This is a genomic window from Sulfitobacter sp. HGT1 (genome assembly GCF_013282155.1).
In the GTDB taxonomy this organism is placed as follows: Bacteria; Pseudomonadota; Alphaproteobacteria; order Rhodobacterales; family Rhodobacteraceae; genus Sulfitobacter.
On record NZ_BLWI01000008.1, the window covers coordinates 663,803 to 684,936 of the forward strand.

Genomic DNA, 21,134 nt, shown 5'->3' on the forward strand with positions numbered 1-21,134 from the left:
TGGCGCAAAAAGAGCTGATAGGCATCAGGCGCGCGCTTAGCGAGCGTGGCGCTAATGACCGAATTGAGGCTGGTCTGACTTGACTTGACTTGCGAAGCGGTAGCTGTGCCAATCCCCCGGAGACTTTATGTATCGGAGGGGGATTGGGGCGGCGGGCCAGATACACTCCCCTTGTTCCTGTATACAACTAGTGACAGGAAAAACTGTAACATTTCGCGTGAACAGGGGCGCTTGTTTGACGTCGCTTTCAAAGCAACTGGTTGCTGTGGCGAATAAACAGCGAACATCGAGGCCCGTACTGACAGACAAAACTGTAACATTTAGAAAATTCTTTGGTATGTTGTAGGGTGCCGTCTAACCCACTACCTTTTTTCCAAGCGATTTTGCACGGATCAATATCCGTTCAGACACAGTATGCGCGAATGAGATTGGAACAAAGGGTCCTCAGGGGGGATGGTATGGCGCAAGCAAAAATAGAAGACAAAGCGTTGCGTTTTCTTGCTGCGTTTGAGCGCGCCGGAAAGTCAGTTGGACGTGTCACTATTGATGGAAAGAAAATTGAGCTTGTCTTGATTGAGCATGGCCAGATTGATGAATACGACAGGATAGATATGACCCATGGCAAAGCGTGAGCTTCCAAAGTATATATATCGCCAAAGAAATGGCCTGTACTTTCAAAGGCGTGGTTGGCCGACCCGTAAAATCGAAAATGAGTTTGGAACGGCTGAGTTCTGGCGCGAGTATGCAGATATCCTTGCCGACAAGGATCAAGCGCCAAGAGTCACCACTCGTTCATTTGCGGCTTTGATCAAAAGCTATCGTGCCAATCCGAGATATCGCAATTTGAAACCTCGGACAGGTAAGGACTACGACAAATATCTCGATTTCTTTCAAGAGATTATGGGGGACCGAAACCCGGTCCACCTTAAAAGGAAAGACGTAATTAGGCTGCGAGATGCGAACGCGGCAAAGGCGTATTTTGCGAATTACTCATTGCGGGTTCTTCGCGTTCTTATGGAGCACTGCGTTGACTTAGGTTGGCGCGAAACCAACCCGGTACGCGGCGTTTCTGAGCTCAAGACTACTAAGTCGGAGCGCGAACCGTGGCCGTCTGATCTACTGACGCTCTATCGGGCGGAATGTCCGCTTGGGACACGCGAGAGACTGGTGATGGAACTTTGCGTTGGCACTGGGCAGAGGATCGGAGACGTTCTCGAAATGCGCTGGTCCGATATTCAGGACGGCGGTTTCGTCGTTCGGCAAAATAAGACCGGCAAAGAACTCTGGGTGCCGGTTCTGCCCGAGCTGCAAGCGGCGTTGGACGACGCTAGTCGGCATTCGGTGTTTATCCTTACAAATGAGCGCGGAATTAATCGCTGGTCTTATCGCGGAGCATCGCAAGCGGTGAGAAAAGTCAGGGAGGCCATTGGCGCGCTAGATTACGATATTCACAGCTGGCGCTACAACGCGGCCTGTGAGCTTGTTGAAGCTGGCTGTAGCGATGACCTCGTCGCCTCTGTTACAGGTCAGAGCCCCGCCATGGTCCTGCACTACACCAAGAAGGTGAGGCAGAAGATAAGGGCCATGCAGGCGCAACAAAAGCGGCACGAGGTCAAGAAGAAGCTTTAGCTTGGTTCTCGTTCCGCAATGTGGACTAAAAGTCCAACTACTATGCCCATTGCTACCCACATTAGCCCCTGATCAGCGGCTTGGCCGGGTGCACCGGACCCGATGTAACGGCTCGTCGCGGCCGCTAGGGCTACAGGGTCATCATGTAAGGCAAAGGCCACATACCAAGCGGTTCCCGCTCGAAAAATTCCCAGAACAAGTAATGTCCAAGCGAGTAGCTTGCCGAGCTTTACAAAAATCATTGGTCTTCCCTAAGAATGCGAGAGTCATAACTGGTGGTTCCAGTTCCGTTTTTCGGTAACCGCGTACACGGAAACAGTGAACAGAACAAAAACAGAATGTTTAGACATTTGCTTAGACGCCTACTAAGCGTGCTGTCCTAAAATCCGCTAACTCTTTGAAATTAAATGGAGGCGAGTAGGAGAATCGAACTCCTGTACACGGATTTGCAATCCGCTGCGTAACCACTCCGCCAACTCGCCTCGACCGCGTTTCCGCGGTGGTGCAGCAGGGCTAATGCCATGATGCGTGTCGGCTTATCCCGACTTTTTCGGGCTTTGTCTAGCCCAGTTTACGACAAACCCGTGACGATTTGAAAAGCCCAGGTTTGTCGCCGATCCCGAACCGGTTTCAGACAGACACAACCCGCTGATCATTCTCCTCGGGGGCATCAAGCTGCAGGTGGTGATCTTCGAGGATGAGAATGTTCTCGGACCCGATGATGTCGCTTTTCGTTTTATATCCGATCACGTCTTCAACACTCATGTCCGGATTGCGCGCCATCAGGATCGTCTCCTCGGACGAGAAATTGGTCAGACCGCGGGCGAACTCGTTGCCCTCTTCGTCATAGACATGCAGCACGTCGCCCTTGGAAAACTCGCCCTGGATCGACACAAGATCGTTGCGCGCAAGACCGCGCTCCTTGGCCGAAATCGCGGCAACGGCGGCGTTGGAAACGACCAGCGTTCCCGCCACCTGCAAACGGTTGCTTAGCCAGATCATCAGGGGCGACCCGGTCTTGTCACGGGCCAGACAGCGCGTGTGACGGCGTTCGCGGCGCAAGACCGATGACACGGGTGCCTCGATCACACCTTCGGCGATGATCGTCTCCACGCCTGCGTTTTGCGCCATGTTCGCGGCCAGCATTTTGGTCATCATGCCGCCACTGCCCAGCTCGCTCACGCTTTTGGTGGATTCCAGATGTTCGCTGACATCCTCGATCTCTTCGATGAATTGCGCGCCCGGCTCGGACGGGTCGCGGTCATAAAGCCCCTCGACACTGGTCAGGATGATCAGCTGGTCGGCTTCGATCATCTGCGCGACCTTTGCGGACAAACGGTCGTTATCGCCGACCTTCAGGTCCGTCGTCGCGATTGAATCGTTCTCGTTGATGATTGGCAGGATGTTGTTTTCAAACAACCGCAGCATCGTGTTCTTGATGTTCAGGAACCGGCGGCGTTCTTCCATGTCTTCGACGGTGACCAGCATTTGCGCCACGTCCATGCCATATTCGGACGCCACCTGACGGTAGGCGTTCATCAGCAAGGGCTGACCACAGGCAGCGGCGGCCTGTTTGTCCAGAATGCCCGCATCTTCGGGGCGTTTGCCGATCATGTTCAGACCCAATGCAACGGAGCCGGAGGAGGTCAGAATGATTTCGTACCCTTCCGACTGGAGTTCAGCGAGATCGGCCAGCAGACCGTTCATGAACGCGAAACGCAATGTTAGTTTTTCTTCGTTTGCCAGCAGACTTGATCCGATTTTAACGACAATACGTTTTTTCTTGGCCACGGGGAGTATGCTCCGGTTGTTCAAAAGTTGGCGCAATATGCACGCGCAGCATGATTTGCCGCACAGCAGAAATTCGCGGTGATTCGAGGGGGTATAACATGTGGACAAGTACAAGATGCAACAGGGCAGCCCAGATCAGGGGCCAACACGCGCTGTTTTGCCTATCTTATTGCAGGGCTTCCAGCGCCTCGCGGGTGGCCGATGGCAAGGCCGCCGGGCGGTGGTCCTTGCGGTCGACATAGACATGCACAAAGAACCCTTCGGCGGATGCGATGTCGTCATCGTTGCGAAATAGCCCCAGTTCCATCCTGACCGAACTGCGGCCCAGATTGGCAACGCGCAACCCGGCCGTTACACGGTCGGGGAACTGCATCTCGCCGAAATAGCGGCAGCCGGTTTCAACGACCAGACCGAACACGGGGCTGGTTAATGGGTCAAGCAGCCCGCGTTCGATCAGCCAGCCGTTCACCGCCGTATCAAACAGCGCATAGTGGACGACATTGTTCATGTGCCCGTAAGCGTCATTGTCGTTCCAGCGGGTTTGCAGCGGGTAGAAATCCTTGAAATCGGCGCGGGATGGGGCGACGGGGCGATCTGACATTACCACGCCGCCGTATAGATTGTATGGGCGTCGGCCTGGGTGACGTCGCGGGGGTTATTCACCAGCAATCGCGCCTGTAGCATGGCATCCGCCGCCATCTTGCCGATCGCGTCTTTGGGGATGCCGACATCACGCAGACGGGTTTGCAAGCCGACACGCGCCGACAGGTCTGCCAGCGCGTCGATAAAGGCCGCTGTGCGGGCCTGTGTGCCGTCGACCGCAGCCAGTTCGGGAAAGGCATCAGCCGCGATCTCGGCATAAAGCGTGCTGGCGTCGGGGGCGTTGAAGCGCAGCACATGGGGCAGCACCAAGGCATTGGACAGCCCGTGCGGAATATGGAACGTGCCGCCAATCGGATAGGCCAGCGCGTGCACCGCCGCGACCGGTGAATTGGCAAAAGCCTGACCGGCCAGCATCGACCCCAGCAACATCGCACCGCGCGCCTCGAGGTTTGACCCATCCGCCACGACCCCCTCGATATTGGCCCCCAGCAGGCGCAATGCCTCGCGGGCCAGCAGCTTGGACACCGGATTGTTATTCGCATTTTTCGACGCATAGGCCTCGATCGCGTGTACCATCGCATCGACGCCGGTTGCGGCAGTGATATGTGCGGGCAAGCCCAGCGTCAGTTCGGCATCAAGGATCGCCATGTCGGGCAAAATCACGGGCGAGGACACGCCGCGCTTTTCCTCGGCCCCGACGGTGATGATCGACACCGGTGTCACCTCTGACCCTGTGCCCGCGGTTGTGGGGATCAGCACCAGCGGCAGGCGCGGCCCCTTGGCCTGTGCGACGCCCCATGCGCTGTCCAGATCCTCGCCTGACCCCAGCAGCAGCGCCACCAGCTTGGCCACGTCCTGCGACGACCCGCCGCCAAATCCGATAACCCCGGTGGTGCCAGCCGCCCTGCCCGCCTCGACCGCCTGCATCAAGGTCTCGCGCGACGGGTCGGCTTCGACCGCATCGAATATCGTGACCGTGTGGCCCGCCGCTTGCAACGCGGCAATCGCCGGATCGCACAGGCCCAAGGCGCGCAGGCCCGGATCGGTAATCAACAGGCAATTGCGCCCCAACAGCCCGCCGGCAAGCTCTGCCAGACGCACGGCGGCCCCGTTCTCAAAAACGACGGATTTGGTGGTGTTGAACACGAATGGGGTCACGGGATATCACCTTTGCCAGAAAAAAGGGTGCCTTTGCGCATTCATGCAAAGACACCCGTCATTAAAGGCAATATTACCCGCTTCGCCTAGCCGTTTGTTCGATTAGTTCTTTCACACAGCGAAACGCGCCGCGAATTAGCGATCAGACGTTGCGTCACGCGGCCTGTTTGCCCCCAACACTGCGATCATCGCCCAGCGGATACGCTCCTTCAGGCCGTCCATCACGCTGAACAGGGATGGCACGAACAGCAGCGACAGCATGGTGGATAACAACAGCCCCCCGATCACCGCCACCGCCATTGGCGCACGAAATTCGCCGCCCGCCCCGACGGCCATCGCCGATGGCACCATCCCCGCCGTCATAGCGACTGTGGTCATGATGATGGGACGCGCGCGCTTGTGACCCGCTTCCAGCATCGCCTCTGACCGCGTGGCCCCGTCCTTCATCGCCTCGATGGCAAATTCGACCAGCATGATGGCGTTCTTGGTCACGATCCCCATCAACATCAGAAAACCGATGACAACAGACAACCCGATGGCCGACCCGTTCAGATACAGCGCAAAGATCGCCCCGCCGATGGCCAAAGGCAGCGACAACAGGATCGTGACAGGGGTGACAAAGCTGTGAAACAGCAAGACCAACACGACATAGACCAGCAAGATACCCGCCCCCATCGCAAGGCCGAACTGGGTGAACACCTCGCCCATCACTTCGGCGTCGCCCGCACTTTGGATCGACGTGCCTTCGGGCATGGCTTGCGCAATCGGCAGCGCCATCACGGCTTGGGTCGCAGGCCCCAGCAACCCGTCAGGGGCTAGGTCTGCTTCTACGCTGGTGCGGTACTGACGGTCATAACGTTCGATCTTGCTGGGCCCCGATGACAGCGCCACATCGGCCACAACGCTGATCGGCACAGGGCTGCCCGTAGAGGACGGCACCCGCAATCCTGCCAGACGGCTCAGATCATCGCGCACGTCTTTTTTCACGCGCACAAGGATCGGGATTTGCCGGTCGCCTGCATTGAATTTTGCCACGTTACTGTCGGTATCCCCCAAGGTCGCAATCCGGATCGTGCTGGCCAGCGCCGCTGACGTGACCCCCATTTCGGCCGCCAGTTGCGGGCGCGGGGTGATCTGGATTTCAGGGCGCACCAGAGACGCGGTTGTCGCAGCGTTCACGATGTCAGGCAGATCATTCATCTGATTGGACAGTTCAATCGCCGCAGCCGAGGCCGCCGCTTCGGTATCGCCCAACACGTTCAGCTGCACATCCCGCTGACCGTTGTCTTTCAACACGTTGATCTTGACGTCGGGCAAGTCCTGCAACAGCGCTTTCATATCGTCTTCGATGACAAAAGAAGACCGGTCGCGGGTGTTTTTCTGGCCGTAGTTCACAATGACATTCGCCTTGGTATCAGACGATGTGCCGCCTTCGACAAAGACATTTGTCACTTCGGGGATCTGGCCAAGGATCGCCGACACCTCGCGCCCGCTTGCACGGGTTTGTTCAAGGGTCGAACCGGGTGGCAATTCCAGCGAAACCGCCGACCGGCCCCGGTCTGCGGCAGGCACAAATTCGGACGGCAACAGCGTGGCCGAATAGATCGATCCGGCAAAGATGCCCAAACCCAACAACAAGGTCGCTGTCCGGTTGCGCAGGGTCCACCCCAGCACCGCCATATAGCGGCGCATCAGAAAGCCGTCCTTTTCCTCTTCGGGGGCGATCCCGTCGCGCAGGAAATAGGCCGCCATCATCGGCGTGATCAACCGTGCAACCAGCAGCGAAAACAGCACCGCAACAGCGACCGTCAGGCCGAACTGCTTGAAATACTGCCCCGCGATACCCGACATAAAGCTGACCGGCGCAAACACGGCCACGATGGTAAAACTGATCGCGATAACGGTCAGACCGATCTCCGAGGCCGCTTCCTCGGAGGCCTCATAGGCCGGTTTGCCCATCTGGATATGCCGGACGATGTTTTCAATCTCGACGATTGCGTCATCGACCAGAATACCCGTGACCAGCGTGATCCCCAGCAAACTGACCGTGTTCAGCGAAAACCCAAGGTACTGCATGACCATGAAGGTCGGAATGATCGACAACGGCAATGCGACCGCCGTGATGATCGTGGCCCGCCAGTTGCGCAAAAACAAGAACACCACGATGATCGCCAAAGCGGCCCCTTCATACAGCGTATCCATCGCGGAATGGTAGTTGCCTTCGGTATAGGTGGTGGCGTCATCAATCAGCGAGAAACTGGCGTTGGGATATTCCTCGCCCAGCTCGGCCAGCCGTTCCTTGGCATTGTCCCCTGCGGCCAGATCGCTGGCACCGGTGGACCGGAAAATCCCGAAAGCAACAACAGGCTGGCCGTCCAGCATGGCAAAGCTGCTCGCCTCGGTGGAGCCGTCAAAGACCTTGCCCAGATCGTCCAGCCGCACGGTACGCCCCGGCGACGTGGTGATCGGTGTCGCGGCCAGTTGCGCCACGGTGTCGGCACTGCCAAGCGCGCGGATCGAATATTCCTGCCCGCCCAGATCACCGGACCCGCCGCCCAGATCAATGTTGTTCTGGCGCAGCTGGTTGTTCACTTCGGACGCGGTCAGGCCCAAGGACAGCAAGCGGTCAACGTCCAGCTCAACCTCGATCGCGCGGTCACCACCGCCGATGCGGGTCACCTTGCCCACACCATTTTCGACCTGCAATTCGCGTGCGACGATCTCATCCACAAAATAAGATAGTTCCTGAATGGATTGCGTCGGGTCCGACACCGCATAGGTCAGGATCGCCTGCCCCGTCACATCCAGACGTTTGATGACCGGCTCGGTCGAATTTTCAGGCAAATCGCCCTGCACCCCCGCAACCGCGTCCTTGATATCGGTCAGGGCCGTGGCGCTGTCGGTTTCCAGTTCGAATTCAATGGTCAAAGTCGCGGTGCCGTCAGACGCAACGGCCGTCACATGTTTGACCCCCGTGACATCAGAAACAGCGCTTTCGACAGGCTTGACGATCTGGGTCGCGATTTCAGTCGGCGCGGCCCCCGACTGCCCGATCGTCACGGTGACAATCGGAATGTCTATGTTGGGGAATTGCGTGACCGGCAGCCGGAAGAACCCAACGATACCGATCAGACACAGTACCAGAAACAGCGCCAGCGACGGCACCGGCGACCGGATCGCCCAAGTTGACATATTCATTCTGAAACAACCTTCTGCGGGATCGGGTTAACCTTGTCCCCGTCCGAAAAGAAGGCGCTGGCACGGGCCACCACAACCGCCCCGTCGTCCAGACCGGATATGACTTCGCGGACATCATTCCAGATCAGCCCCGCCGTGATAGCGCGCCGGATCAGCGTGTTGTCTTGCACCTCCAGCAGGTAATCGCCCTTGGCATCGGTCAGGATCGCCGTCGTGGGCACGGTCAAGCCTTCGTGGCGGTCCGTGATGATCCACCCGCCCGCGAATATCCCCGTGCGCAGCGCGTTGCTGCCCTCAAGCGACACGCGCACATCCCCCAGCCGGTTTGTGGCATCCACAGTCGGGGCAACAAGACGGACAGCACCCTGAACCGTACCGGCACCGGGGATATCGACCTGCGCCGGATCACCGATGCCGATCTGGGCCAGCGCCGTTTCGACGACGTCGGCCTTTACCTCGATCACGCCGTCCTGAATCATCCGAAACAACGGGTCCGCCCCACTGGTGGCAATCGCCCCCACCTGCGCATTGCGTGCCGAAACGATGCCGGCGGTGGGTGCCTTGATGGTGGCGTGATCCAGATTAAGCTGGGCAATGTCCAACTGCGCCTGCGCCTGCAACACCTGCGCCTTGGCAACCTCGAGCCCGTCTTCTGCCGATGCTGCTGCGGCATCTGCTGTCTGGCTGTTCGCCACGGCCTGATCCAGCGCGGCCTGGGTCACGTTGCCGGACCGGTCAAGCTGTTGGGTACGTTCAAGAACACTGCGTGCCTGCGCTGCCGATGCCTTGGTCGATGCGATCTGGCTTTGTGCCTGGCGCACACCGGCCTGAGCCCGCACGAATTCGGCATTGGCCTGTGACAATTGTGCTTTCAGCGTGTCGGTGTTCAACTGGGCCAACGTGTCGCCCTTTGCGACCTTGGCCCCGATGTCCACCATCAATTCCTCTATCGGGTAACCGGTCACCTGCGGATAGACCAGAACCTCGCGGTAGGGTTCCAACGTGCCCGAAATCGGGATGCGGTTCACCACCTCCGTCACGGTTGCAGTGGCAACGGTGACACTTGGGACCCGTTTCAAATCAGCCTCTTGGGCCAGTACGGTCTGCGCCGTGACGGCAAGCAAAAGCGCAGCCCCCAAGTGTCGTGCCAATACCAATTTCATTGCAAGCTCCGCCTTTTAGGTCGTGTACATCTGCGCCTTCCAAATCGAAATGCAATGGCGAAGCACCGGATAATCGGTGCAAAAGGGCTCAGTTCCCCTGCATCTTTGCGTCAACGAGCACTTCTTGGGCAATCATCGCCTCAAGCTGGCGGCGGAACCGAAGTTGCCCCGCATCAATGGGCAGGTCAATATGCGGGCTGGTCTTGGCTGCCATCCCGTTTTGCACCGCGTTCAACACCGCGCGATCTTCTTCAAAGGCGTGCTGCACGTCCTCGCTCATCATCTGCGACAGCGCCTCATCCTCGGGTCGGATATTGCGCAGCTGGAACCAGTAATAACGGGTTTTGCCAGCGGTGGTCGGCGTCATGAAATTCATGCTGTCCATGATGAATGTATCGGGGTGCAGCGGCCCGTCTGGCCCGCCCGTCCCCGCAGGTGTGAACACCGCACGGATCAGCGCATGGGACGGATAGCGCACCTCGTAATGCTGAAGCCTGTCGCAGTTGCCCTTGAAACCAATCACCTTTTTATAAAACGGTGCCGGTTCGACATCCATCATCCAGCGGTGCACGATCACACCGTTATCGGTTTTCTTGACCCGCAGCGGGGTGTCCTTGGTAGCGGCCTGCCCAAAGCTGCCGCCATGCACCCACGCCACATGGGTCGGATCCAGCAGATTGTCGCACATCAACAGATAGTTGCAGTCTAGCTCCATCGCCGCACCACGGTTCATCCCCCAATCGGGATTGTCAAAATTCTCGATCTCGAAAATCTCTTCGGGGTCTGCCAGCACCGGATTGCCCATCCAGATCCAGACCAGACCGTATTTTTCATGGGTCGGATAGGCATGAACCCGTGCCTCTGACGGAATGCGCCCGCCGGGGGCCCAAACGCATTGCCCCACGCAATCAAACGTCAGCCCGTGATAGCCGCATTCGACGCTGTCCCCCTGCAAGCGCCCCATCGACAGCGGCAGCTTGCGGTGCGGGCAGGCATCATCCAGCGCGACAACATCGCCGGCTTGGGTGCGAAACATGCAGATGTTTTTCTCAAGCACGGTGACCTGTGTCAGCGCATGGCTGATTTCATGATCCCAAGCGGCCACATACCAAGCGTTCTTTAAAAACATATCGCGATCCCCAGAGTGTGAGGACACCAGACCCTTTTCGACGGGCTTTCGTCAAGGCGGGCGACCGAAATCCGGCGCGATGTTGATAAACGCCCTAAATAGTTCGAAAATTGCAAGATTTAGCGGAGCAACAATGTGAGGCGAGCGCCACTTGGCCTGCTGAGTGAAATAATCCAATCCGATCACTGCATGACGCATACCCTGAACGCAAATCGAAAATCCCGAGCGTTTTCAAAACACTTGCGGCCAGACCTCATGTAAAATGCGGAAAACGGATAATCCGGCTTATCCCCAGACCCTAGGGCAGCTTGCGCACTTCGGCTGTCTGGTGGCGCAGATACTCCATGACGGCTGCGCGAACGGATTGATCGCCACGGTCGCGCGCCTCGTAAATCACCGCGCGGACTTCATTCAGATTGGACCGCCGCAGCAGGTTCTTGACCGGCCCGATCGACGCTGGCCGCATCGACAGGGTCGTGATCCCGATCGCCGCAAAACAAAGCGCCTCTACGGGGCGACCTGCGTCTTCCCCGCAGAATGACAGCGGCGTGCCGGTTTCGCGACAGCGCGCCACAATGCCCTCAAGGAAGGTCAAAAAGCTGACGTTCAACGTGTCATAGCGCCGCCGGACCAATTCGTTCTCGCGGTCAGCCGCAAAGAAGAACTGCTTCAAGTCATTGCCACCGATGGACAGAAACTCGACCTCTTCGAAAAACTTCTTGGGCGCGAACGCCAGCGAAGGTGTCTCGAGCATCGCGCCTATTTCAAGGTGCGACGGCAGCTTGTGACCCAGACGCGCCTCGCGGGCCAAGGTCTTATCCATCTCGGCGCGGGCCGCACGGTATTCTTCGAATTGCGCCACAAAGGGGAACATCACCGACAAGGGCCGCCCGTTTGCCGCACGGATCAACGCCTGCAACTGCATCCGCATGATACCGGGTTTATCCAGGCCTACCCGAATGGCGCGCCAGCCCAATGCGGGGTTCGGCTCGTCGTTGGGTTTCATATAGGGCAGCACTTTGTCAGACCCGATATCAAGCGTCCGGAACACCACACGCTTGCCATTCGCCGCATCCAGGACACGGTTGTAAAGTGCTGATAACTCTGACCTTCTTGGCATCTTGCTGCGCACAAGGAATTGCAGCTCGGTCCGGAACAACCCGACACCTTCGGCACCCGACCCGTCCAGCGACGGCAGATCAGCCATCAAGCCCGCGTTCATGTGCAAACCCACAACCGTCCCGCACAGCGTTTCCGCCGGCTTGTCGCGGATCGAGGCATAGCGCTCCTGCGCCTCGGCCTGCATCGCGATTTTATCGCGGAAAGCGGATGCCACGTTTTCGTCGGGGCGCAGATGCACGATCCCCTGTTCACCGTCCACCATGATCCGGTCGCCATTCAACGCATCATTGGTGATATGCGCGGCATGCACGATCAAGGGGATCGCCAAAGCGCGGGCAACGATCGCCGCATGGCTGCCAACCGACCCGCCCTCAAGAACGATACCGCGCAGGGAACGGCCATATTCCAGCAGCTCGGCCGGGCCGATATTGCGCGCAACCAAGATCGGGTCCACAGGCATTTCCGCCCCCGTATCAGACCCTTGCCCGGTCAGAATACGCAGCAACCTGTTGCTCAGGTCATCCAGATCCGACAGGCGTTCGCGCAGATAGGCGTCGCTTGCCTGCCCCATGCGCGACCGCGCCAGGGATTGCTCTTTCTCGACGGCGGCCTCGGCTGACAGACCACGGTCGATGTCTTCTTCCATGCGCCGCATCCAGCCTTTGGAATTGGCGAACATCCGGTAGGCTTCCAGCACCTGCCGCTGGTCCTTGTCCCCGCCCGCCATCGACATCATCTGGTCCACGCTCACGCGCAGTTCATCAACTGCCTCGTTCAAGCGCTCTTTTTCGCGCACCGGATCATCTGCAACAGGGTTCGAGACCACGACGCGCGGCTCGTGCAGCCAGACATGGCCGTCAGCAACGCCCTCCTGGCCCACCGTACCGCGCAGCAAGACCGGCTGGCTGTGACGGGCCGACATTGCAGCCCCTTCGCCGACAAACGCGCCCAATTCGGTCATCTCGGCCAAAACCATGGCGACGACCTCAAGCGCATAAACCTCATCGGCGGAAAATTCGCGAGCGGCTTTGGATTGCACAACCAGCACGCCCAGCATTTCGCCAAGCCGCTGCACCGGAATACCCAAAAAGCTCGAATAAATTTCTTCGCCCGTTTCTGGCATGAACCGGAAACCGGGTGCCTGCGGGGCGTTGGGGGTATTCACGATCTGCTTGCGCTTGGCCACGCGCCCCACCAGACCTTCGCCCAGCTTCATGCGCGTTTCATGCACCGCACCGGGCTTCAAACCTTCGGTGGCACAGAGCTCAAGCGTGTCCACGTCGCGAAACAGATAGATCGAACAGACTTCGCAACCCATCGACGTCGCGATCAGATGGGTAATCCTGTCCAGCCGCGCCTGACCGGCTTCGTCGCTTGCCATCGCGTCGCGCAACCGCCCAAGCAGTTTGCGACTTTCTGTTTCAAACCCGTCGGCCATGGTAAATTTCTCCTCCGCAAGGCCAGCTTAGATCACAGGCCCCTCGAAAATGAAACGCCTGTTGTCATAAACACTTATCCGCCAGCGTTCATGCCACGAAAAGAAGCACCCTTCCAAAAGGCTGCCTCAATTGCGCTCCAGACCAACAGGTTGCACGGGATTTAGGCAGCTTTGTCCAGCTCGAACGCATCATGCAGCGCCTGAACGGCCAGTTCCATGTATTTGCGGTCGATCAGCACCGAAATCTTGATCTCGGATGTGGTGATAACCTTGATGTTGATGCCCTCGTTGGACAGCACCTGGAACATCTTGGCCGCAACGCCGGTGTGGCTGCGCATGCCGATGCCAACGACCGACACCTTGGCCACATCCGTGTCGGCGATCAATTCGTTGAAATTGATGGTGCCGGCAGCCTTGGCGTCGTCCATTGCTTTTTCAGCGCGCTTGGTCTGATCGACGGGGCAGGACCAGGTCATATCGGTGCGCCCTTCCTCCGAGATGTTCTGAACGATCATGTCCACGTTCACCCCACCCTCGCTCAGCGCGGTAAAGATCGCAGCAGCGATGCCCGGGCGGTCCGCCACAGACACAAGGGTCATCTTGGCTTCGTCACGCGAAAACGCGATTCCCGATACAACATTACTTTCCATGATTTCCTCCTCATCACAGACCAGCGTTCCAGCTTCGTCCGATTGTTCCTCAAAACTGCTCAACACCCGCAGCTTGACCTTATAGCGCATGGCCAACTCGACCGACCGCGTCTGCAAAACCTTCGCGCCAAGCGATGCAAGCTCCAGCATCTCTTCGAACGCGATCTTGTCCAGCTTGCGGGCCTTGGCGCTGACGCGCGGGTCGGTGGTGTATACCCCGTCCACATCGGTATAAATATCGCAACGCTCGGCCTCGAACGCCGCCGCAAAGGCAACAGCAGTGGTATCAGACCCGCCACGGCCCAGCGTGGTGATCCGGCCTTCGGGGCTGACCCCCTGGAAACCGGCAACCACCGCGACCTTCATGCCTTCGCCGAACTTCGCCATGATATTGGCAGGCGGAATTTCTTCGATGCGGGCCGACGAATGCGCCGAGGTCGTCTTGACCGGCACCTGCCACCCTTGCCAACTGCGCGCAGGGATATCCATCTCTTGCAAGGTCAGCGCCATCAGACCGGCAGTGACATTCTCGCCGCTCGATACAACCGCGTCATATTCGCGCGCATCATATAGTGGCGACGTCTCGTTCACCCACCCGACAAGCTCGTTCGTCTTGCCAGACATGGCCGATACGATCACAATCACATCATAGCCCTTGGAGACTTCGACCCCCACGCGCTTGGCGGCGCGGCGGATACGGTCCAATGTGGCCACGGATGTGCCACCAAATTTCATCACCAGAACAGGCATAGGTCCCCCGTTGCAAAACTCCGGCGCGGTTTACGCGCAAGCGCCAGCCTTAGCAAGCCCACGCAGACCCCTCGTTCTCTGGCTTTTAAATATCCTGGGGTCCGGGGCAACGCCCCGGCGCTCTGCCAGAAACACCAAACCGTCAAATTGGCCTAAAACGGATGCGCACGCCCGTCCCAAGTTTCGAAACAACCCGTCGTCCCGATCGACAGCGCCTCAAACCGCTGGACAAGACCGTGCACCGCCTCATCCACGGTGATCGTGGCCGAATTTCCCCCCATATCGGTCTGCACCCAACCGGGGTGGTATATCCCGACGGCGATCCCTTCGGCTTTCAGATCGGTCGCGATATTGCGGCCCAGATTCAACACCGCCGCCTTCGAGGCGCGGTAGATATAGCTGCCGCCCGGGGCCAGTTCCGAGGACGCCATCTGCGATGAAATAATCGCGATCTTGGGTGATTTGGCGCGGCGCAGATGTGGCAGCATCGCCTGAATGCTCAGGAACACCCCTGTCACATTGGTCGCAAAACTATGCGCCCAGACATCCGCACCATATCCGTCGTCAAAGCTGTCGCCCTTGTCCAGATACACCCCGGCATTGCACACCAGCAGGTCCAACGCACGGTCGCCCAGTTTTGCGGCCATGGCGCTGTGATCTTCGGGATGCGTCACATCCAGCTGGATATCGGCCATGGGCGAACGTCCGGTGCCAAACACCTCTTCGCCCTTGGCCCTGTACTGCGCGGCCAGCCCCGCGCCGATGCCGCGGCTCGCACCTGTGATCAGAATTGTCATGTCTCGGCTTCCTTTTGTCGCGCAACGCCTGCCCGGACGGGCCGGCCTATTGCGTTGATCTTTTGGGCCGGAACGGCAGCGCCATCAGTTGCACGCCTTCCTCGACCAGTTCTTTCGCCTGATCCAGCCGCGCTTCGCCATAAATCGACCGCTCGGGCTTTTCGCCCGCATGCATCGCGCGGGCTTCCTTGACGAAATCGGCCCCCACATAATCCGACGAGGCTTCGACCTTTTTGCGCAGGGCGCTGATGGCTTTTTCGATCTCGCTTTTGGGTTCGGACAACACCGGCACCGCCGGATCGCCCGTCGCTTGAGGCTCTGCCAGAGCTGCCGATTTTCCTGTGGAAACACGCGGTGCCATCATGCCTTTAGTGACCTGCGACGACCCGCAAACAGCACAGCTGATATGGCCCGCCTGCGCCAGCGCATCAAAGGCGGCTGCCGATTTGAACCAGCTGTCAAAGCGGTGGTCCTGGTCACATTTCAAGGTAAATTGGATCATCCTACCCGCAGCTTGCCCTTTTCGATCAGTGTAAACAATCAACTCTTACATAAAAAATGGTGCGCCTGCCCGCAGGTTCAAGCGTCAGGCAGGCCCGGACGCGGATCAAAATCGCGGATCATCCGGCGCAGCTCGGGTTCTCTCACCATTTTCATCGCCTTTTTGCGCGACACCCATTTGCGCCGCCGCTGCCCGGCTTCGGGATACTTCTTGGCTTTTGCCTTCACCTCAACAGGATACAGCAACGCGAGCACCGGCAGGACTGAATCCTCGCCCACTTCCTTCGCATAGGAATATACCCCCAGACAGCCCCCGGTGACACGCCCGCGCACGCCCGCTTCCTCCCAGGCTTCCTGCAAGACTGCGGCCTCGGGGGTTTTGGCGTGCATCGGCCAGCCTTTGGGCATGATCCAGCGTTTTGATTTGCGCGAAGTGACCACTAATATCTGAAGCTTGCCCTGCCTGATCCGGTAGCACAGTGCGGCAAATTGCGAACGGGCTTCGCCTTTGCGGGCACCTTGCAGCGATATGGGCAGTTGTTTGATCATCTGGGTCTCGAAAAGGATACAGCCGTTAGGGAATTGTTTAGCGCCTTGCGTTGTCTAAGGCCAGTGATCCCCTTGCGTGCGATATACGCTTGTCGGATAGTGGTGACATGATTTCAAGACTGCTCATCATTCTGGCGGCTTTGCTGCCTGTCGCGGCACAGGCGCAGCCTGCGCCGGTCACGGTCTTCGCCGCCGCCAGCCTGCGCGGCGCGCTGGATCAGGTGGCCGCAGGATACGGCGCGCCGGTTGCGCTGTCTTTTGGCGGTTCGGGCACGATGGCACGCCAGATTGCCGCCGGTGCCCCTGCCGATGTGGTGATCCTTGCCAATGCCGTCTGGATGGGCTGGCTGGTTGAAAACGGCCCCGTGGCCCAAGGCGCGCCGGTTGATTTGCTGGGCAACAGTCTGGTGCTGATCGCCCCCAATGCCACCTCGTCAAACCCCGACCCGTTTCACCTTGCAGGTTTCCTCGGCGACGGGCGGTTGGCGATGGGGCAACGCGATGCCGTGCCCGCCGGAATTTACGCCGCCCAATGGTTAAAGGCCACCGGTCAATGGGATGCCTTGCAGCCCCGTCTTGCAGAAACCGACAATGTGCGCAGTGCCTTGGCACTTGTGGCGCGGGGCGATGCGCCTTTGGGAATAGTCTATCGCACCGATGCGCTGGCCGAACCTGATGTCCGCGTGGTCTTTGATGTGCCCGCAGATCAGCACAGCCCGATCACCTATCCCGCCGCCGCCCTGACCAAGGCCGGAGCCGCCTTTCTGGCGCACCTGCAAAGCCCGGACAGCAGCGCTGTGTTCGCAAGCTTCGGTTTTGCGCCCGTGACCGCCCAATGACCCCAGACGCCGCTGCATGGGACGCGCTGCGCCTGTCGCTTTGGGTGGCGGTCTGGGCGACCGTTCTTGCCATTCCGCTGGCGCTGTGGGTGGCGTGGCTGCTGGCCCGGCGCGAGTTTTGGGGCAAATCGCTGCTGAATGCCGCCGTGCATCTGCCGCTGGTTCTGCCGCCTGTGGTCACAGGTTATCTGCTGCTGATGGCATTCGGACGCACCGCACCGCTGGGCCGCGCGCTGGACGCAATCGGCCTGCAACTGGCGTTTCACTGGTCAGGCGCGGTGCTGGCGGCGATGATCATGGGGTTTCCGTTGATGGTGCGGGCCATGCGCCTTGCGATCGAGGCCGTTGACCCCAAGCTCGAGGACGCCGCCGCCTCACTGGGGGCCTCGCGCGCATCGGTCTTTGGCCGCGTCACCCTTCCCCTGATCCTGCCGGGTATTCTGGCGGGCACCGTCATGGGCTTTGCCAAGGCGATGGGCGAATTCGGGGCCACGATCACCTTTGTTGCAAATATCCCCGGTCAGACCCAGACCCTGCCCAGCGCCATCTGGTCGGCCCTGCAAATTCCCGGCGGCGAAGGTCAGGCCGTGATCATGGTGGTGATGGCCAGCACCGTGGCCATCGCGGCGGTGCTGCTGTCCGAACTGCTTGCCCGCCGCGTTGCTGCAAGGATCGCAGGCGCATGACCCTGTCACTGTCCCTTTCGCACCGCTTTGCGGATTTCGCGCTGGATATCGCGCTTGAAGCCGGGCCGGGCATCACAGCCTTGTTCGGGCGCTCCGGCGCGGGAAAAACCACTGTGATCAACGCAGTCGGCGGCCTGCTCCGCCCCGACAGCGGCATCATTTCAGTCGATGGCGAAGTCCTTTTGGACACGGCCCGTGGCATATTCATCCCGCCCCACAAGCGCCGTCTGGGAACCGTGTTTCAGGACGCCCGCCTGTTCCCGCATCTGAACGTCGCGCAAAACCTGATGTTCGGGGCACGCTATGCGCCCAAGGGCAGCGTCGGGCCTGAATTATCCGATGTCGTGACCCTGCTCGGCCTTGAGGACCTGCAAACCCGTGCCCCCGCCACCCTGTCGGGCGGTCAAAAGCAACGGGTGGCCTTGGGGCGCGCGCTGCTCAGCCATCCGCGCATGTTGTTGATGGATGAACCGCTTGCCAGTCTTGACGCCCCCCGCAAACAAGAGATTTTGCCCTTTCTTGAACGGCTGCGCGACGGGCCGCTTGGCTTGCCCATCTTGTATGTCAGCCATGCCGTCGATGAAATCGCCCGCCTTGCCGACCGGCTGGTGCTGATCCAAAACGGCCAGATCCAGGCCCAAGGTCCGCTGTTCGAAGTGATGTCCAACCCCGCCGCCGTTCCCCTGCTGGGTGTGCGCGAGGCCGGTGCTGTCATCGAGGCCGATGTGATCGCCCACGGTGCAGATGGAATATCCACCCTGCGGATCAGCGCCGGAGAGATCGAACTGCCCGGCGTACAGGCCCCCATCGGCGCGCGGGTGCGGCTGCGGGTGTTGGCTCAGGATGTGATCTTGTCCCTGACCCGCCCAGAGGGGCTGAGTTCGGTCAATGTCCTGCCCGTACGGATCGAGGATATCCACCCCGGTGACGGCCCCGGTGCGGCCATTGCACTGCGCGCAGGAAACGACAGGCTGCTGGCCCGCGTCACCGCACGGGCGGTGGTGGAATTGGGGCTTTCACGCGGAATGCAGTGTTTTGCCATCCTCAAGGCCACGACCGTGGCCCCCGGCAGCATCGGACGCTAGGCTCTGGCGCGTTAGACTTTGGCGCGTTGCGATAACCGCTTGCGGCCAACCTTGTCGCGGAACATGCTAATCAGCTCTTCATGCGGGACATCCGCGTCGATCGCCAACTTGCGCAGACCGAAATGCACATGCGCCATGTCTTCGTAATAACTGGTATAGGCATAATTCGTCGCGGCCCCTGCAACGGCCCCCAGCACCGGCACCGCCTGCGCGGCCAGCTTTTGGCCCAGCACCACAGCCAGCTTTGGCGCGACCTTGGCAATCACGGCCTGCATGGCCCGACCGCTCAGCGCGATGCGGGCTGACAAAAAGCCCAGATCGGCCCCGTCATCATCTGATAAAGGCCCCGCAGCAGCAAAGACCTGCACGCAATCGAACTGCACATTCTCGGCCAGCGGATCAAACCCGTGGTCCACGGCAACCCCCTGGATCACCCGCAACAGCAATGTCGTGGTCACAGGCAGCTCTGCCAGGGCGGTGGGCAAACCACCTGCACCGCCAGCCGCCCCCATCGCGGCACTCACCGCCTGGTTCAGCCAGCTTTTCTGGTCCGGCACCATGGACCGCGACGAAGTGGCCGCCTTCATCGCCTGACCCAATGCCTTGATCGTGGCGGTTTCCAGATTACGCCGCACGGCACCGGGCAGTTTGTCGATCAACCCTTCGGCACTGCCGCCGATCAGGTTCAGCACATTGATGCCCACCCCCCCTGCGCCCTTATAGCGGGCCGCAAGCTGGTCAAGCCGCACCTCAACATCCACGGTCGCTGGCAGGTCGCTTTCGATTTGCATAGGGTCTCTCCGGCTGTTCGCTATAGATGTGGTGCTATTGGCGCGCCGTTTCAATCCGTCCAGCGCCTGACGTCACCCTCGATGCCGTCCCAGGCTCCCTCGACCAAGGCGCGGCCCAAGACGCGGGCGGGGTTGGTCGGCGGCGGCATCACGACATGTTCCAGCAGCGTAAAACCAAAGCGTTCGTAATAGGGCGCGTCGCCCACCAGCATCACCCGCGTCCACCCCAATGGCAAGGCTTGGGACAGGCTGCTTTCAATCAGCATACCGCCCAATCCTTCGCCCTGACGCGTCGGGTGCACGGCCACAGGCCCCAGCAACAAGGCGTCAACCGCCCCGATATGTATCGGCCAATACCGGATCGCACCGGCAAGAATGCCATCCGCATCCCGTGCGACATAGCTCAGCCCCGCAACAGGCGGAATGCCGTCACGCAAGCGGTAGGACGACAACGCCTCGCGGCCCGGGGCGAAACAAGTGTCATAAAGCGCTTCGACTTCCCAATGGTCAGCCTTGGTCTCTGGTCTCATTTGATACACGTAACGCGGCCCTGTCGGCGGTTTTGAGGTAGCAAAGCCTCTAACATGACGCTAGCCATAGGTGCAAACCTTGAGGAGAATTTGATGTTCTATCGCCCAAAAGACGGCCATTCCCTGCCCCACAATCCGTTCAATGCCATTGTCACCCCGCGCCCGATCGGGTGGATATCCACCCGCGATGCCCAAGGGCGTGACAATCTGGCCCCCTATTCGTTTTTTAATGGCGTGGCCTATGTCCCGCCGCAAGTGATGTTTGCGTCCACCGGCACCAAAGCGGATGTGGACGGGACCAAGGACAGCATGGCCAATATCCGTGAAACCGGCGTGTTTTGCGTGAACATCGTGGAATATGCGATGCGCGATGCGATGAACGCGTCTTCGGCGACACTGCCACATGGTGCAGATGAATTTGGCCATGCAGGTGTGGAAAAAGCGGAATGTGATGAAATCGCATGTGCCCGCGTTGCAAATGCCCCCGCGAGCCTCGAATGCCGCATGACCCAGATGGTCAAGATCGAAGGCGAAAGCAATTATGTGGTGTTTGGCGAAGTCATCGGCGTGCACATGCGCGACGATTGCATCAAGGACGGCCGCTTTGACGTGACCACCTATCAACCGCTTTCACGGCTGGGCTATCGCGACTACGCCCGCGTCACAGAGGTGTTCGAGATTATCCGCCCGGACGACTAACGCACGGGCGGAATTTTTCAAAATTC

The 21,134-nt window shown here is 59.4% G+C and carries 19 protein-coding genes and 1 tRNA gene; 6 read left to right on the forward strand and 14 right to left on the reverse strand.

The features are described from left to right. The first annotated feature begins 458 nt into the window (after positions 1-458). Both HGT1_RS09410 and HGT1_RS09415 read left to right on the forward strand, forming a co-directional pair. On the forward strand, positions 459-632 hold the full coding sequence (locus tag HGT1_RS09410) for a hypothetical protein (RefSeq protein ID WP_176249649.1): 174 nt from the start codon (positions 459-461) through the stop codon (positions 630-632). Next, entirely contained in the window at positions 619-1,629 is a 1,011-nt protein-coding gene (locus HGT1_RS09415; protein ID WP_176249650.1) for a tyrosine-type recombinase/integrase, read from the forward strand. The genes HGT1_RS09410 and HGT1_RS09415 overlap by 14 nt, the downstream gene beginning before the upstream one ends. A 408-nt stretch (positions 1,630-2,037) precedes the next feature. On the opposite strand, the gene HGT1_RS09420 is transcribed toward HGT1_RS09415, so the two are convergent. The 12 genes from HGT1_RS09420 to HGT1_RS09475 all read right to left on the reverse strand — a co-directional run bounded on the left by HGT1_RS09420 (position 2,038) and on the right by HGT1_RS09475 (position 16,478). Then, a tRNA-Cys gene (locus tag HGT1_RS09420) sits at positions 2,038-2,111 on the reverse strand. A 148-nt stretch (positions 2,112-2,259) separates the two neighbouring features. Then, entirely contained in the window at positions 2,260-3,420 is a 1,161-nt protein-coding gene (gene proB, locus HGT1_RS09425; RefSeq protein ID WP_176249651.1) for a glutamate 5-kinase, read from the reverse strand. 166 nt (positions 3,421-3,586) lie between these two features. Next, entirely contained in the window at positions 3,587-4,021 is a 435-nt protein-coding gene (locus tag HGT1_RS09430; protein ID WP_176249652.1) for a thioesterase family protein, read from the reverse strand. Continuing rightward, complete coding sequence (locus HGT1_RS09435) at positions 4,021-5,181, reverse strand: iron-containing alcohol dehydrogenase (RefSeq protein WP_176249653.1); 1,161 nt, start codon at positions 5,179-5,181, stop codon at positions 4,021-4,023. Before HGT1_RS09435 ends, HGT1_RS09430 begins: the two co-directional genes overlap by 1 nt. A 135-nt stretch (positions 5,182-5,316) precedes the next feature. Then, positions 5,317-8,379, reverse strand: a complete 3,063-nt coding sequence (locus HGT1_RS09440; RefSeq protein WP_176249654.1) for an efflux RND transporter permease subunit — start codon at positions 8,377-8,379, stop codon at positions 5,317-5,319. Then, positions 8,376-9,542, reverse strand: coding sequence for an efflux RND transporter periplasmic adaptor subunit (locus tag HGT1_RS09445; protein ID WP_176249655.1), 1,167 nt, complete (start codon positions 9,540-9,542; stop codon positions 8,376-8,378). Before HGT1_RS09445 ends, HGT1_RS09440 begins: the two co-directional genes overlap by 4 nt. Positions 9,543-9,630: 88 nt before the next feature. Continuing rightward, positions 9,631-10,671, reverse strand: a complete 1,041-nt coding sequence (locus HGT1_RS09450) for an aromatic ring-hydroxylating dioxygenase subunit alpha (RefSeq protein ID WP_176249656.1) — start codon at positions 10,669-10,671, stop codon at positions 9,631-9,633. A 298-nt stretch (positions 10,672-10,969) separates the two neighbouring features. Further along, on the reverse strand, positions 10,970-13,231 hold the full coding sequence (gene ptsP, locus HGT1_RS09455) for a phosphoenolpyruvate--protein phosphotransferase (RefSeq protein WP_176249657.1): 2,262 nt from the start codon (positions 13,229-13,231) through the stop codon (positions 10,970-10,972). Positions 13,232-13,392: 161 nt separating this feature from the next. Further along, positions 13,393-14,631: an aspartate kinase gene (locus HGT1_RS09460; RefSeq protein WP_176249658.1), complete on the reverse strand. Its 1,239-nt coding sequence runs from the start codon at positions 14,629-14,631 to the stop codon at positions 13,393-13,395. 152 nt (positions 14,632-14,783) lie between these two features. Continuing rightward, positions 14,784-15,428: an SDR family oxidoreductase gene (locus HGT1_RS09465; protein ID WP_176249659.1), complete on the reverse strand. Its 645-nt coding sequence runs from the start codon at positions 15,426-15,428 to the stop codon at positions 14,784-14,786. Between the two features lie 46 nt (positions 15,429-15,474). Further along, complete coding sequence (locus tag HGT1_RS09470) at positions 15,475-15,930, reverse strand: DUF1178 family protein (RefSeq protein ID WP_176249660.1); 456 nt, start codon at positions 15,928-15,930, stop codon at positions 15,475-15,477. 77 nt (positions 15,931-16,007) lie between these two features. Beyond that, a complete protein-coding gene (locus HGT1_RS09475) occupies positions 16,008-16,478 on the reverse strand; it encodes an NUDIX hydrolase (protein WP_176249661.1) in 471 nt (156 codons plus the stop codon). A 107-nt stretch (positions 16,479-16,585) separates the two neighbouring features. Here HGT1_RS09475 and modA point away from each other — a divergent pair, with 107 nt between their 5' ends. The 3 genes from modA to modC are packed head-to-tail and all read left to right on the forward strand — an operon-like array spanning position 16,586 to position 19,088. Continuing rightward, positions 16,586-17,317 carry a molybdate ABC transporter substrate-binding protein gene (modA, locus tag HGT1_RS09480; protein WP_176249662.1) on the forward strand — a complete coding sequence of 244 codons (732 nt, stop codon included), beginning with the start codon at positions 16,586-16,588 and terminating at the stop codon, positions 17,315-17,317. Beyond that, positions 17,314-18,003 (forward strand): molybdate ABC transporter permease subunit, encoded by a 690-nt coding sequence (gene modB, locus HGT1_RS09485; RefSeq protein WP_176249663.1) that lies wholly within the window; start codon positions 17,314-17,316, stop codon positions 18,001-18,003. The genes modA and modB overlap by 4 nt, the downstream gene beginning before the upstream one ends. Then, positions 18,000-19,088 (forward strand): molybdenum ABC transporter ATP-binding protein, encoded by a 1,089-nt coding sequence (gene modC, locus HGT1_RS09490; protein WP_176249664.1) that lies wholly within the window; start codon positions 18,000-18,002, stop codon positions 19,086-19,088. Before modB ends, modC begins: the two co-directional genes overlap by 4 nt. A gap of 11 nt (positions 19,089-19,099) precedes the next feature. On the opposite strand, the gene HGT1_RS09495 is transcribed toward modC, so the two are convergent. Then, complete coding sequence (locus HGT1_RS09495; protein WP_176249665.1) at positions 19,100-19,879, reverse strand: EcsC family protein; 780 nt, start codon at positions 19,877-19,879, stop codon at positions 19,100-19,102. A 50-nt stretch (positions 19,880-19,929) separates the two neighbouring features. Further along, positions 19,930-20,409: a GNAT family N-acetyltransferase gene (locus HGT1_RS09500; RefSeq protein WP_176249754.1), complete on the reverse strand. Its 480-nt coding sequence runs from the start codon at positions 20,407-20,409 to the stop codon at positions 19,930-19,932. 93 nt (positions 20,410-20,502) lie between these two features. Between HGT1_RS09500 and HGT1_RS09505 the strand changes: the two genes are divergently transcribed. Beyond that, positions 20,503-21,108 carry a flavin reductase family protein gene (locus HGT1_RS09505; protein ID WP_176249666.1) on the forward strand — a complete coding sequence of 202 codons (606 nt, stop codon included), beginning with the start codon at positions 20,503-20,505 and terminating at the stop codon, positions 21,106-21,108. The last annotated feature ends 26 nt before the right edge of the window (positions 21,109-21,134 follow it).